We start from the raw sequence: 13,085 nt of genomic DNA on the forward strand, positions 1-13,085 counted from the left end.
CCTCTTCAATAGTTAAGATGATGAAGATATCAGATATTTTTTGATTATGAAAAAAACGCGTTAAGCTTTAGGCTTAACGCGTCTGTTGTAGTAATGGTGATTAATTGTCGGTCATTAGTTTATTCAGCGATAGCTCATCGGATGAGATTGGCCAAATGTAGCCAGTTTCAGTTGGAGCTTTTGCTGGTGCGCCGCCTTTAGCAGGGATTGTCAGCAATAAACGCGTGAGGTCAGGACCTCTCAAGCCTTCGCCTAAGAACTCTATTCGTCTTTCTGTAAGGATGGCATCTGTAAAATCAGCAACACTAGCAGGAGCAAGTGTGGTGGTTGCATCAGAACGTTGACGAACAGCGTTTAACAAGGCTAATGCACGGGTGTCTATCGTGTTCGTACTTCTCACCAGTGCTTCTGAAAGGTTTAACAGCACTTCTGCCCATCTGATCACAGGAACGTAGTCTGTATAAGGACTTGGCGCTGTAAACTTAGCCAAAAATTGCTTTCCGCCAGTCGCAGTAAACAACAACGATCTGCGTTTATCGGTACTTTTCCATCCGGCGTTACCAACAATTCCTGTAGCTATCAAAGAATATTCTGTAGTTCCTGGTGTGTTATTGGTGAAATAAAAATACGATGCCAGAGAATTTTGTGTTCCCGGGTAATCCAACGGACTGGCAGAGGTACTCATTGGTAATGAGAAAATTGACTCTGCGGTAGTGTATGGTGTTTTAAAAACTGTTGTAATATCTGTAACCAAGTCGTTAGGAACATTGGCAGATGCCTTGAACGGGGCTGCAACAGGAACGATCTTATTTGCTTCAGTCACCACATCAGCGTATCTTCCCATACTCAGATATACGCGCGTCTTTAACGCAATTGCTGTATTTTTATGGGCTCTGGTGGTGTTGGCTAGTGCATTTGCATTTGTTGAAGCAAGATTTGCTTCTGCAAAGTTCAGATCTTCCAGAACTTGAGTGTATACTTGCGCAACACTACTTCTTGCAAGGTCTGAAGATCCCGGGCCAGTAATTCCACTCAAGCGTAATGGTAAGCCGGGTTTGCTTCCGGCACCGTCGGCGTAAGGACGAGCGTACAATTGTAATAAACTGTAATAAGAGAGTGCTCTGATCAGTCTTGCTTCAGCGATATATTTAGCGCCGGCTGTAGCACCTACAATAGAGGTGCCTTTAGCGTTCATTCCATCGATGAAAACGTTGCACCTGTTTATTGTTGCATAGCCTTGTGCCCACGCTCCTTTTACGGAGGTGGCACTGTTGGCAAGGTTCATGTTCCAAACGTCTGATGCCGTAACAAGGTTACTTGTCTCGTTGAAGAAATCTTCTCCCCTGAGGTTACCATAAACAATATACCGTCCTCCGTAGAATGATCCAGATTTTAATGATCCATATAGAGATAGGGCCTGGCTTTCTATTCTGAACTGTGTGTCAAATGCGTTATCTGCCGCTACTGATGTTTTAAGTGTAGGATCCAGATATTCCCTTTTGCAGGAAGAAGCTGAAAAGACCACTGCGCCACATAATAGAATGCTATATAAATTTTTTCTTTTCATGATTGTCGTATTAATAATTAAAAGCCCAGACTCAAACCAACTGTGTATGTTCTGGCGTTAGGGCCAGAGTTCCTGTCAGAACCTTGACCAGTTGCACTTGTTCCGTTAGAAGAAACCTCTGGATCTGGTCCTGGGTATTTGGTCCAGATGGCCAGATTTTGACCCGCAGCATACACCCTTAAGTTATTGATTTTGGCTTTACCAAAAACTGATTTAGGGATGGTATAGCCTAAGCCAACGTTTCTAAGTTTCAGGAAATCTCCTTTAAAAACATTAATGTCAAGTGGAATAGTATTTCCATAAGAAACGTTATCTGTATAGATTGCTCTAGGGAAGTCGGTGATGTCACCTGGTTTTTGCCAGCGTTGCAACACGTCAACGGCGTTATTCCAATAGCGTTGATCATGTAGACCTGCATTTGTTCCATATGATACATAGAAACCAAGTTGGTAAGTCAACATTACATTTAGGTCAAATCCTTTGTAACGAAATGTATTGTCAAAACCACCGTAGATTTTTGGTGTACTATTTTTATACATTTTCGCATCAGCGCTTTGTGTGATTGCTGGTGCAGTTGCGCCGTTATCAAGATAAGTCCAGTTTGATGCCCCTGTTGGTACAATGTGCTGATAAGCAACAGCACGGCCAGCACCGTTCAGGAATATCCTACGTCCTGTAGCCGGGTCAACACCTGCTGTTCTAACTACATATAAATACCCAACCGAATATCCAGGAACAGTTCTGTTTACATTCTCGCCAGTGGCTGTTGATCCTGTGGCTGTAATGATTTCAGTTAACCCAGGCGCCAGTGCCGTAACTTCATTTTTGTTGAATGAGATGTTGAAATTGCTATTCCATGTGAACTCGGTGGTTTGTACAGGCGTTGAGTTCAAATTAAATTCGAAGCCTTTGTTGTACATTGAACCAACGTTGGCCAGTACACTTGATGGCAGACCAGTTGAAGGAGATTGAGAAACATTTAGAATTAAGCCATTGATGTTATTTCTGTAGTAAGCGGCCTCCAAAGTGATTCTGTCTTTTAGTAACCCAAAATTGATACCTATGTCAGTTTTTTTACTAGTTTCCCATGTCAGTTCTTTATTCCCTGCGGCAGAGTAGATTGAAGTGGCAATACCGCCGTATAATCCTGAACCAAATGTGGAAAAGGTGGCATAATCACCAATTCCGGATATGTTACCCACCTTACCGTAACTTCCACGTAACTTAAGGCTACTGAAAATATTGCTGAGGCTAGAAGTTGCCCAGAAGTCTTCTTTGGTGACTTCCCATCCTGCCGAAGCGCCCCAGAAAGTTCCTTTTTTAACACCCAGGGCCGAATATTCGTCTTGCCTTAAGTTTCCACTCAGAAAGTATTTACCTGAGTAGTTGTAATTTAAACGACCGAAATAAGATAATAGGTAATTTTCGCCATAGGCAGCACCAGTAGAGTTATTTAATGTATAGCCCGCTTGTACAACATCATAAGCTGGGTCAGTTAAACCTTGTCTGTCTATTCCATAACCTGTAACGGTATTTCTTTGTTGTTCCTGTCCAATCAATAAATTGAAATTGTGGTTATTGATGTCGTAGTTAGCTTGTGCGGTATTTGTCCATGTCCAGTTTTTTCTTTTTCTGAAGATGCCTATGCCTTCGCCGCTTACACCCTGACCCGGTCCATGAATAGGATTGTAAAAAATATCATTGTCGCTATTAATGTAGTCTATACCATAAACGGATTTGACGGTAAGCCATTTGAAGGGGTTTACGGCCAGGTAGATATTGGACTGTGTGTGATCCAGTTCATTGTTTTCTCTGTTATTGGCTAATACTTGCGCGAAGTTATAGAAGCCCACCTGATTTCCACTAACCACGTTGTTTCCTGGACCAACAAATGTTGCGCCTAGGTTATAACTTCCATCATTATTGAAAGGGGATACGTTTGGTGCATTAACTAGTGCCGTTCTTGCTAAACCTGCTGTTCCGTAGGCTTCACCGTTAAGTGATCCGGAAGATATGGCTGCCAAGTTTTTTTCATTTGAGAATGAGAGTTTACCACCGATTGTGATGTAGCTGTTTAACTTACTATCGATGTTAAATAGCGCATTCATTCTTTTAAAATCGTTTTTCTGATAGATACCTTGTTGATTTGTATAACCAGCACCTAAGTAATATTTGGTGTTTTCAGTACCGCCAGATACATTTACGTTGTGATTTTGCGAAAAGCCTGTACGATAGGCATAGTCGTACCAACGGGTGTTGATGGGTTGACCATCAGGTCCGTTTTGTAACGCGAATTTAGGTAATTGAGAAACTCCATTGACGGTGATATTTACACTTCCGGGACGTATTGCGTTGGCGTTTGCCAGAGCTTCGTTTTTGTAGTCGGTATATTGGAAGGCGTTAAGCAATTCTGGTAAACGGTATGCTTTGGACCAACCTATCCAGGTGTCATAATTTACTTTTGGGGCACCGGTTTTACCACGTTTCGTTGTTACGAAAACAACACCATTGGCGGCGCGGCTACCATAGATTGCTGTTGAAGCAGCGTCCTTAGCGATGTCGATGCTTTCGATGTCATTTGGGTTGATACTTGATAAAGCATTTCCTGCCGAAGCGGTTAGTCCCTGGTCTCCAGTAGTTGCAACAATTCCGTCAATCACGAAAAGTGGTTGTGAACTCAATGAAATAGAGTTTGTTCCGCGAATACGAAAAACAGGCGGGGTATTCAATACACCTGCGGGAACAGTAATTTGTACTCCTGAGGCTCTACCAGCAAGACCTGATTCCAAACTTTGTATAGGTTTTTGCGCGATGGCAGCTCCACTAACAGAAGATGTGCTCCCAGTAGTTTCACCTCTCTTTTGAGTGCCGTAACCAACTACGACAACATCATTTAGGGTTTGGGATTCGCTTTCCAGCAAAATTCGTAATTCTGATCCTGTAATGGCTACAGTTTGGGCAGTGTAGCCCACTGATGAAATGTCTAAAGAACGAACTCCATTAGGAACTGACAAGCTGAACTTACCGCTGGCATTGGTTTGGGTGCCAACTTTTGTTCCTTTGAGACGTACCGTTGCTCCTGGTACGGGTTGGTTATCTCCAAGGGAAATAACCGTTCCTGAAATCGTCCGCTCTTGCGCCAGGGCGAGATTAGCCCATAGCAGTACGGCAAACATACTGAGTAGTAGTTTTTTCATAAAAGTTAATTTAGTGTTTAGTGTTAATAAATCTAATTTATAACTTTATCTCAGAATCAATAATTGTAACGCGAGCATGTACTTGAATATGACAATATTATGACTATAACGAATTGCCAAATTGGCAATGATTTACATGTGAAAGGCCTTTCGTGATAATTTAAAGGCCTGTTTTTAGTATTGTACGAAAATTTTTAGGTTAAGATCACCTTTGCTACTAGCTAAAACTTTTTTAATAACATAAATTCAGGAGAATTTTGTGGATTTCCAGTGAAATTTGTTGTTTTTTGAATTAATTTTTGTTTCTAGGTAGTTATTGTTGATTGAAAATTAGATTGGTAGGGTGATCTCCTGCTGATATTTTATGATTTAACTAATTATCATATGCTTTTTTTGAATTATTCTCGTATTTTGTTTGTGTTTTTTTTAAAATCTAATCAATATATCAGGGAACTGTCTGGGAATTAATGATGTTTAACAGGTATTGCCAATAATCGGTATTAAACAAAACCGGGAATCTTAATTAAAAGATTCCCGGAACAAAGAAAAGTAATTTATACTTTTTTGGGAGGAAGGTCAAACGCTACAGCGTTGTGTTCAAAATGTCCGTTGTGTGCACCATCGCAAAAAGGTTTGTTTTTTGATAAGCCGCATCTGCAGATAGATAACACTGTCCTACCCTGAAGGCCATATTCATTCCCATCTCTATCTACGATTTCAAAATCGCCCTCAATCTTCACTGATCCGTTATTGTTAATTGTAAGTTTTGTTTTTGACATGTATTGTTATTTCGAGCAAAAATAAGCTAATGGAATGAAACCTTGGGAAATGATGGTAATTTAGAACCGTTCCTTGTACCAGTAATGCGCAATTATTTCCGTTGTTTTCCAGATAAGTTTATGAATGCTTAACATCGATTTAGTATACATTTAATAAACAAAGTATAGTTTTGCTATACAATATTGTGGTTAGATCGTATGGAATTAATTGAGCGCGGACGGAAAAACTTGACTAACTGGCCGGTATTAGCCGTAACATTGTTTGCTGCAATTGCTGCGTTTTGCTGCTACACCAGTATGTATGCTTTTAGGAAAGCCTTTGCGGCTGGAACCTTTGATGATCAGGTTTTTCTGCATGTTGATTTGAAAGTATGGCTGGTATTAACGCAAATGGTTGGTTATACCCTGAGTAAGTTCTATGGAATTAGATTTATTGCGGAAGCATCGAGAAAAAAAAGAGGAATCTATCTGGTCAGATTAATTCTGATCTCCTGGACTGCCTTATTGGCCTTTGCATTGGTGCCTGCGCCATGGAACATTCTTTTCTTTCTATTGAATGGTTTTCCATTGGGAATGATTTGGGGTTTGGTTTTTAGCTATCTGGAAGGGCGAAAGACGACAGAGTTTATGGGAGCAGTAATGTCTATCAGCCTGATTTTCGCTTCAGGGTTTGTGAAAACTGTTGCGCGGACAATGATGACTTTATTGCCGGTTAATGAATACTGGATGCCTTTCTGTACCGGGCTGCTTTTTATTATTCCCTTTTTATTAAGTGTTTATTGTTTGGAGCTGATTCCTGCACCGAGTAATGAAGATGAGCAGTTTAGAACTAAACGGGTGCCTATGAATGCGATGGAACGCAAGAATTTCCTGATGAGTTTTTTGCCTGGTATTCTGGTCACGTTAATCATCTATGTTTTATTGACCATATTAAGGGACATGCGCGATAATTTTGAGGTAGAGATTTGGGCGGCATTTGATATACATGATAACCATATTTATACACAGATCGACACAATCGTATCTTTAGTTGTGCTTGTGATTATGGGACTTTTAATTCTAATCCGCAATAATCAGCAAGCCTTTATGGTAATTCATCTGATTATCATCAGTGGCTGTTTAATGGCAGGTGTGGCCACCTGGGCTTTTGATCAGCATTATATCGGTCCCATATCCTGGATGTGTATAGTTGGTATGGGGCTTTACATGGGTTACATACCTTACAATGCCATTTTTTATGAAAGGATGATCGCTAATTTTCACCTCCAGAACAACATAGGTTTCGCGATGTATATCTCAGATTCTATGGGCTACCTTGGCAGTGCGTCAATATTGGTGTTTAAACAATTTCATAATACTGAGCTCAGCTGGGGCTTGTTTTTTAAGCAAACGGTTTATACTGTCGCAATTGTGGGCGCGGTTTGCGGTGTAATATCAATGATTTATTTCTTTAGAAAGCGAAGAAATTATCCAAATAGTAACGAAACATTAACAAAGAAACCGGTGGCCGCTGTAGCGGGGCCAACTCAACTTAACTATACTTAAATATGTCGACACAAAAATATGACCTTGTGGTAATCGGAGGTGGTGTTCTCGGAACCTTTCATGCTTATCATGCTTTATTAATGGGGAAAAAGGTATTGCAGCTGGAAAAAGACAATTATCCAGTAGGCGCTACAGTACGGAATTTCGGGCAGGTTGTTGCATCTGGTATGAGCAAGGAATGGTTTGACTATGGTGTTCGTTCAACGGAAATCTATCAGCAGATTCAACAGGAGTTTGATATCACTGTTAGAAAAAATGGAAGTGTTTATATTGCTTCGGACCCTGACGAACAACTGTTAATTCATGAATTGAGCGCACATTATGATACGCGTGGTTATGCGCATCAAATGCTGAGTAAACAAGAGGTATTAAAAAACTACACCTCAGTAAAGGAAAGTTATGCAAAGGAGGCTATTTTTTTTGAGCAGGAAATTAGTGTAGAGCCCACATTGATGATTCATCAGGTGCATGAATACATGCGTACAAAATTTTTAGAATTTACCCAGCACTATAATGCACCGGTAATCGATTGCGCAACCGTCGGAAATGAGGTATGTGTAAAGTTAACCAATGGTAAAACTTTTACTGCTGATCAGGCTGTATTGTGTAACGGATATGAGTTTAAGCTGTTATTTCCCGATATTTTCGCTGCCAGCGGGCAGGTGATCAGTAAGCTTCAGATGATGCGTACTGTACCATTGCCTATTGGTGGATTGGAAGGAAATATTTTAACAGGATTAACAATAAGGAGATACGAGAGTTTCGAGGAATATTGTCCGTCGTTTAAAAGTATTGCTACACCTGAGCATTACGCCGAACTGAAAGCTAATGGCATCCATATGCTGTTCAAGACGGCTCCTGATGGAAGTATTATTATCGGTGATTCGCACGAATATGCCGATGTTAACCATTTTGACGATCTGGGCTTTAAGATCAACGCATCAATTAATAAGCTGATGTTGATGGAGGCTGAGCGAATTGTAGCTATTCCTGTCCGCAAAATTGATACGGCCTGGGCTGGTTATTATCCGCAACATCCAACAAAGAATATTATCGAGCATGAAGTAGACGAGCGCATCCACATCCGCACCTGTATTGGTGGAAAAGGGATGACGGCCAGCGCGGGGTATGCGGAATACAGCATTGGCAAAATCTTTGGGAATTAACAGATTTTGTTAATTTCGGGGTAAGAAAAGAATATGGAAGAGAATACATTGATTGAAATCAGTGCACGGATAAAAGAGATTAGAAGAGAGAAAAACATTACGATTCAGGAATTGGCAGATCGTGTTGGTGTAAGCAAGGGGCTGATTTCGCAGATTGAGAATAACCGTACTGTGCCGTCGTTACTGGTGTTGGTGAACACCGTACGGGCACTGGAAGTTGACTTGAATCAGTTTTTTAAAGACATTTCTGCTAATCCTTTACCACCGGTTTTAATTAAAAGAAGGACAGCATACGAGGCATTTGAAAAAGAGCAAGCAATGGGCTTTCTTTATCACCGTATTTTAACTAAAACAATTAAAGAGTCTACTGTAGATATAGTAATACTGGAATTGGAGCCTGGTGCCAGTCGTCCTATGGTTGTCACGGAGGCTTTTGAATATAAATACATACTGTCGGGGAAAGTCGATTATCTTTTCGAAAATGAAAAATATACCCTGGATGAGGGTGATTCTATGCTTTTCGATGGGCGGTTGCCGCATACACCGCAGAATCCGACAGCTGTGAAGGCGGTGATGCTGATTGTCTATTTCTTTGAGCAAACCATCAGTTAGTTGTATCGATTGTCCTAAATACCCCCTAAGATTGACTCTTTTGGGCGTTTAAGCTGCTGCTGTTTTGTGCTAACTTAGTTTTTGCTAGACACAAGATGTTGGAGGATCAACGATGGACAGGATAGAAATTTGCAGGGCATGCAGCGAAGCGTTTGATCAGCAAGAAAAATTAGTCGCTGCTTTTGATACTATACATGTGAATAGTATTCCGTTTGATGGAAGCTGGACTGCGGGGCAGGTTGTACAACATACCATCATGGCTAATGGCGGTTTTTTGGAAATGTTAAACGGGGAGATGACAGATACCGGCCGTCCGTCCGATTTGATAGTTCCAAGGATCGCATCTGACTTTCTGGATTTCAGTACTAAAATGGATGCGCCTGAATCTCTTGTTCCTGAAAATATACTGTATGAGCCAGCGGTTTTACTCCAGAAGGTGCAGCACATTTACGCTGGTTTAAGATTTGTGATTGAAAATCTGGATCTGACCAAGACTTGTGTGGAGTGTGAGCTTCCTGGATATGGTTTTTTGACACGGATGGAAGCTGTTTACTTTATTGTATGCCATACTAAAAGACATAACTACCAACTGGAAAATATTATTCGTTTACTAAGCGAGGGGACTAAAACAAATATTTTTGGCTGGCTGGTGTTTGAATTTCTTTCACATTCGGGTGATCGACTGGCAACTGACCATACCCCAATATTTTGGTGAGTCAAGAAAAGACTAAGGTCTTTTAAAAAAGGTAGGCGAGGTCAGGACTCTCATCCCCTGAACCTCGCCTGAATTAACGCTCTGATATAAAGTAACACTTTTATAAATCACATTCCAAATCTTTTTTTATTTTTTGTTGATTGTTATTTCAGGGATGTTTTTTTTGTAAACCATTTGATCTTATATTTCGCAGGTCACTTGCACTGAACAGGTTATAGTTTTTTTGTTTTTTCTGCTATAAATCCCGTCAGTGCAAATAACATTAATATTTCTTAAGCAGATCCTTTATGAATTGGGGACAAGGTGTACCTTTGCAAAAAAAAATAATATCAATGGCTGAAAATAAAGATTACCAGGTTCTGGAATTAGTAGTGAGTGTGCTTCAAGAATCAATAGCTGATTCAAAAGTTCAAAAGGAATCAGAAAATACATCGGTTTTGAAAGATGGGAATGATTTTATCCGTCTGGAGCAGGAATTTGACGGTGATACAGCTGTTATTCTTATTACAGATAAAAAAGACATTATATACAGTGAAGATTTACTGGAGACTTTGTTGAGGATTCAAAAAAATGAAGCGCCGGCCTCATTTATCATCAATGGTTTAAATGTTGAAGCAGAATTGGTACTCTATGCAGTAAGGGATCATTTTGACGAAGCCAGCAGCAGTTATGAGTTTGTAAGAGCGGTTGAACGTAAGGTTCAGGAAATGAAGATCAGATTGAAGTTTGGTGATCACCTTTTTGAGGTTGTGGTTGTAAACGGAGTAGACCGGATTTCTGTGAGTCCAATTTTTGATAAGCCGCTTGATGCTGCTGTACAATCAGCAATAGAAGCGGACGCTGTAAGAGTGCAAGCGGGAATTAATAAGCAATTCAAAGGTAAATAATAGAATTATAGATACGATATAGTGACCTTGCCGTCTAGCGGCAGGGTCTTTTTTTATGTTATAGTTTTTTGGATCAGGCGGAATTCTTAATGTTTTTCAGATACAAAAGAAAGAACGGTCTTCATTTCGTATACTATCTGTGCACTATCTTTAATGCAATATTTGGACTTGATCCTATTTTTTACCCTTGCTCCACAACATTTGGACTTGATCCATTTTCCAGCGGCGAGCGCCACTCCGAAATATACGGTAAACGAAAAAAGCCTCTCAGTATGTACTGAAAGGCTTTTTTTGGTGGGAGATACTGGGTTCGAACCAGTGACCCCCTGCTTGTAAGGCAGGTGCTCTGAACCAGCTGAGCTAATCTCCCTTTGGTTCTTTCCTTTTCTCGCTGAAGTTTTTTAGAAGACTTCTTCGTTGTTGGGAGTGCAAATATACATCCTTAATTTAGTTTTGCAAAAATATTTTCAACTTTTTTTAAGACAATACCTCTTCTAGTACCTGGTGAGCGCGTATTTCTCCAAATGAGGCGGTGTGTAACCTGTAGAAAACCAATATTTTATCTAGTATATTCCTTCTGCTCATATTGCTCAATTTTATTTCAGATATTTTTTCAAAAGGGGAATTTAATAGTGCTATAAAAAGAAATGCATCGTCTTTTTCGATATAATTTGAGTGAACCGGTACCCTTGAGCTAAATTCTCCTTCCTGTAAATCGAAATAGCTTTGGTCGCTCCTTGTCTGGGTGCTTGGAGCAAAACCTAGAAAGCGCGTCAATTTGAGCAAAAAGGCGAGATGAAAGTTTACATTATTAGTTTCTGATTCGTCAAACCAGCAAATTCCATTAAAGATGAAGTCAAATAGTCGTTCGTCGGTATTCTGCTGTCTGATGCTTTTGTATAACACTTCATTCAAAAACATCACAATAGTACTCTTAATAATGTCGTAGGGGATAGATTTGAAAATAGGTGAGGGGCGCAATTCGGAAACGCGCTGTATAGTACTGTTGTTTTTATGGTAGACAATCATATCTACTAGATGCAGAGGTTGCAGCATGTTCATCCTGATCTTGGCTTTAGGCTTTTTAACACCGTTAATTAGGTACGATTGAATGCCAAATTTTTCTGTGAAAATTTGTACCACAACGCTACTTTCGCTGTAGAGTGTTGTTTTTAAGACGATGCCACGTGTTTTATGAAGCATTAGAAAATTTTTGGAAGAAAAATAGTCAGTCCAATGGCGACGGCAATAATAGCTGCAACAAGTACTGCACCGGCTGCTGCGTCTTTAACAATCCCTGCTTTCTTATTGTATTCGGGAGAAACCAGATCTACCAGAACTTCAATCGCAGTGTTTATGAGTTCAGAAACAAGAACCATAGATATTGCAACTAGAATCCAAAGCCATTCAATGGTAGCCAACTTTAGAAATAATCCGGCCGATATCACTAGGATACAGAAAATGGTGTGAATTTTAAAATTAGGTTGCGTTTTAAAGGTGTGTCTGATACCCGCTGCTGCAAACCCAAAACTCTTTGTCAATCTGGACATATCTTTTTATATTACCTTTGCAGGACGCATTCGCTAAACAAAACGTTTATTGCAGTGTAAAGATAGGAACACATCTTTAAGTATGGCAGAAGAAAAGAAACTTTTACACCCCAGAAATAAACACAAATCCAGGTATGATTTTGCCGCGTTGGTTAAGCATTTGCCTGAATTACGGGATTTTGTGAAGTTAAATCCTTATGGGGACGAGTCAATAAATTTTGCAGATCCGTCGGCTGTCAAGACACTCAACAAGGCTTTATTGAAAATGGACTATCAGATAACATTCTGGGATATTCCGGAAGGATATCTTTGTCCGCCTATTCCTGGACGGGCAGATTATGTTCATTATCTGGCAGATGTTCTGGCTCTTGGTAACGGAGGAATAATTCCTACTGGAAAGCGTGTCAAAGTTTTAGATATAGGTACTGGTGCAAATTGCGTTTATCCAATTATCGGACATCAGACTTACGGTTGGAGCTTTATCGGTACCGATGTTGATAAAAAAGCAATACAATTCGCACGTAACATCGTTAGTGCCAATCCTGAATTAAGTACGGCCATACAGATCAGGTTACAGCCTAATCCAAACCATATTTTTAAGAATGTTGTTAAGTCAACTGACCGGTTTGATATAACGTTATGTAATCCGCCTTTTCACGCTTCTGCTGAAGAAGCTGCAGCAGGTTCACTGCGGAAACTGAATAATCTCGGCAAGACGAAAAATGTATTGAATTTCGGTGGTCAACATTTCGAGTTATGGTACCCAGGTGGCGAGGTTTCATTTATTCGGCATATGATTGAAGAGAGCCTTGAAATTGCAGACCAGTGCGTATGGTTTACCAGCCTGGTTTCAAAAAGTGCAAACCTTTCATTTATTTATACGCTACTAGAACGTGCTGGTGCGTCAAAAGTGAAGACTGTAGAAATGTCCCAGGGACAAAAGATCAGCCGGTTTGTAGCCTGGACTTTCCAGGACAAAGACTGATTCGCGAAGCGTTGCTAATGTTGTAATAGTAATTTAGATACAACATTGTCTTAATGTAGTCTTGCTACATTCGTGAGTTAAG

Annotated in this window: 11 protein-coding genes and 1 tRNA gene; 6 read left to right on the plus strand and 6 right to left on the minus strand. The window is 40.2% G+C overall.

Going from position 1 to position 13,085, the window contains the following annotated elements; all coding sequences use genetic code 11:
* Positions 1 to 100 precede the first annotated feature (100 nt).
* The 3 genes from CLV32_RS13420 to CLV32_RS13430 form a co-directional block, all read right to left on the minus strand.
* Positions 101 to 1,567: a RagB/SusD family nutrient uptake outer membrane protein gene (locus CLV32_RS13420; protein WP_133556336.1), complete on the minus strand. Its 1,467-nt coding sequence runs from the start codon at positions 1,565 to 1,567 to the stop codon at positions 101 to 103.
* 17 nt (positions 1,568 to 1,584) lie between these two features.
* A complete protein-coding gene (locus CLV32_RS13425; RefSeq protein ID WP_133556338.1) occupies positions 1,585 to 4,764 on the minus strand; it encodes a SusC/RagA family TonB-linked outer membrane protein in 3,180 nt (1,059 codons plus the stop codon).
* A 554-nt stretch (positions 4,765 to 5,318) separates the two neighbouring features.
* Entirely contained in the window at positions 5,319 to 5,543 is a 225-nt protein-coding gene (locus tag CLV32_RS13430; protein WP_133556340.1) for a CDGSH iron-sulfur domain-containing protein, read from the minus strand.
* A 198-nt stretch (positions 5,544 to 5,741) separates the two neighbouring features.
* On the opposite strand from CLV32_RS13430, the gene CLV32_RS13435 reads away from it, so the two are divergent.
* The 5 genes from CLV32_RS13435 (at position 5,742) to CLV32_RS13455 (ending at position 10,468) form a co-directional block, all read left to right on the plus strand.
* Positions 5,742 to 7,088 carry a DUF5690 family protein gene (locus tag CLV32_RS13435; protein WP_133556342.1) on the plus strand — a complete coding sequence of 449 codons (1,347 nt, stop codon included), beginning with the start codon at positions 5,742 to 5,744 and terminating at the stop codon, positions 7,086 to 7,088.
* Positions 7,089 to 7,090: 2 nt separating this feature from the next.
* On the plus strand, positions 7,091 to 8,254 hold the full coding sequence (locus CLV32_RS13440; RefSeq protein ID WP_133556344.1) for a TIGR03364 family FAD-dependent oxidoreductase: 1,164 nt from the start codon (positions 7,091 to 7,093) through the stop codon (positions 8,252 to 8,254).
* Positions 8,255 to 8,287: 33 nt separating this feature from the next.
* Positions 8,288 to 8,866, plus strand: a complete 579-nt coding sequence (locus tag CLV32_RS13445) for a helix-turn-helix domain-containing protein (protein ID WP_133556346.1) — start codon at positions 8,288 to 8,290, stop codon at positions 8,864 to 8,866.
* 112 nt (positions 8,867 to 8,978) lie between these two features.
* Positions 8,979 to 9,581, plus strand: coding sequence for a DinB family protein (locus tag CLV32_RS13450; protein ID WP_133556348.1), 603 nt, complete (start codon positions 8,979 to 8,981; stop codon positions 9,579 to 9,581).
* 332 nt (positions 9,582 to 9,913) lie between these two features.
* Positions 9,914 to 10,468 (plus strand): hypothetical protein, encoded by a 555-nt coding sequence (locus tag CLV32_RS13455; protein WP_133556350.1) that lies wholly within the window; start codon positions 9,914 to 9,916, stop codon positions 10,466 to 10,468.
* A gap of 292 nt (positions 10,469 to 10,760) precedes the next feature.
* Here CLV32_RS13455 and CLV32_RS13460 read toward each other — a convergent pair.
* The 3 genes from CLV32_RS13460 to CLV32_RS13470 form a co-directional block, all read right to left on the minus strand.
* Positions 10,761 to 10,838 (minus strand) — tRNA-Val (locus CLV32_RS13460).
* Between the two features lie 107 nt (positions 10,839 to 10,945).
* A complete protein-coding gene (recO, locus tag CLV32_RS13465) occupies positions 10,946 to 11,671 on the minus strand; it encodes a DNA repair protein RecO (protein WP_133556352.1) in 726 nt (241 codons plus the stop codon).
* A complete protein-coding gene (locus tag CLV32_RS13470) occupies positions 11,671 to 12,018 on the minus strand; it encodes a diacylglycerol kinase family protein (RefSeq protein ID WP_133556354.1) in 348 nt (115 codons plus the stop codon). Before CLV32_RS13470 ends, recO begins: the two co-directional genes overlap by 1 nt.
* Positions 12,019 to 12,100: 82 nt before the next feature.
* Here CLV32_RS13470 and rlmF point away from each other — a divergent pair, with 82 nt between their 5' ends.
* Complete coding sequence (rlmF, locus tag CLV32_RS13475) at positions 12,101 to 13,003, plus strand: 23S rRNA (adenine(1618)-N(6))-methyltransferase RlmF (RefSeq protein WP_133556356.1); 903 nt, start codon at positions 12,101 to 12,103, stop codon at positions 13,001 to 13,003.
* The last annotated feature ends 82 nt before the right edge of the window (positions 13,004 to 13,085 follow it).

Source organism: Pedobacter duraquae (assembly GCF_004362245.1).
Classification (GTDB): Bacteria; Bacteroidota; Bacteroidia; order Sphingobacteriales; family Sphingobacteriaceae; genus Pedobacter; species Pedobacter duraquae.

What these genes read in the sequence shown, in the direction of transcription:
- CLV32_RS13420 (WP_133556336.1), bottom strand. Translation starts at nt 1,567, where the DNA reads ATGAAAAGAAAAAATTTATATAGCATTCTATTATGTGGCGCAGTGGTC.
- CLV32_RS13425 (WP_133556338.1), bottom strand. Translation starts at nt 4,764, where the DNA reads ATGAAAAAACTACTACTCAGTATGTTTGCCGTACTGCTATGGGCTAAT.
- CLV32_RS13430 (WP_133556340.1), bottom strand. Translation starts at nt 5,543, where the DNA reads ATGTCAAAAACAAAACTTACAATTAACAATAACGGATCAGTGAAGATT.
- CLV32_RS13435 (WP_133556342.1), top strand. Translation starts at nt 5,742, where the DNA reads ATGGAATTAATTGAGCGCGGACGGAAAAACTTGACTAACTGGCCGGTA.
- CLV32_RS13440 (WP_133556344.1), top strand. Translation starts at nt 7,091, where the DNA reads ATGTCGACACAAAAATATGACCTTGTGGTAATCGGAGGTGGTGTTCTC.
- CLV32_RS13445 (WP_133556346.1), top strand. Translation starts at nt 8,288, where the DNA reads ATGGAAGAGAATACATTGATTGAAATCAGTGCACGGATAAAAGAGATT.
- CLV32_RS13450 (WP_133556348.1), top strand. Translation starts at nt 8,979, where the DNA reads ATGGACAGGATAGAAATTTGCAGGGCATGCAGCGAAGCGTTTGATCAG.
- CLV32_RS13455 (WP_133556350.1), top strand. Translation starts at nt 9,914, where the DNA reads ATGGCTGAAAATAAAGATTACCAGGTTCTGGAATTAGTAGTGAGTGTG.
- recO (WP_133556352.1), bottom strand. Translation starts at nt 11,671, where the DNA reads ATGCTTCATAAAACACGTGGCATCGTCTTAAAAACAACACTCTACAGC.
- CLV32_RS13470 (WP_133556354.1), bottom strand. Translation starts at nt 12,018, where the DNA reads ATGTCCAGATTGACAAAGAGTTTTGGGTTTGCAGCAGCGGGTATCAGA.
- rlmF (WP_133556356.1), top strand. Translation starts at nt 12,101, where the DNA reads ATGGCAGAAGAAAAGAAACTTTTACACCCCAGAAATAAACACAAATCC.